This is a genomic window from Streptomyces sp. DH12 (assembly GCF_020873895.1).
In the GTDB taxonomy this organism is placed as follows: domain Bacteria; phylum Actinomycetota; class Actinomycetes; order Streptomycetales; family Streptomycetaceae; genus Streptomyces.
Genome location: NZ_JAHWGT010001272.1, coordinates 1 through 430, shown reverse-complemented (window position 1 = coordinate 430; position 430 = coordinate 1). Strand labels below are relative to the sequence as shown.

Here is a 430-nt window from a genome sequence, read left to right as displayed (position 1 = left end):
GGCGGGGTGACGGTCACCGACCGCACGGTCAGGCCCAGTCCGGTGCACAGGCGGGGCACCATGGAGGCGCCGTTCTGCACCCTCAGCCGCAGCCCGCCGGGGGTGGTCTCGGCCGTCAGTCCGAACCGGTCGGACAGCAGGTCGACGGCCAGCCCGTCGTCCTCGGTGCGCAGGTCGACGACGTCGGCCCCGATGACGGCCTTCAGCTCCGCGGGGGAGCCCTCCGTGACCAGCTTGCCGCGGTCGAAGATCGCGATGCGGTCGCAGTGTTCGGCCTCCTCCAGCTGGTGCGTGGTGAAGAAGACCGTGATGCCCTGTTCCTCGCGGAGCCGGTCCAGGTGGTGCCAGACGGCCGCGCGGGTCTGCGTGTCGAGGCCGGTGGTCGGCTCGTCGAGGAAGAGCACGCGGGGGGAGCCGAGCAGGCCGCGGG

Annotated in this window: 1 pseudogene; it reads right to left on the bottom strand. The window is 72.8% G+C overall.

Going from position 1 to position 430, the window contains the following annotated elements:
* Positions 1-430, bottom strand: a pseudogene (locus LPA54_RS39635) (ABC transporter ATP-binding protein); the annotation flags it as partial.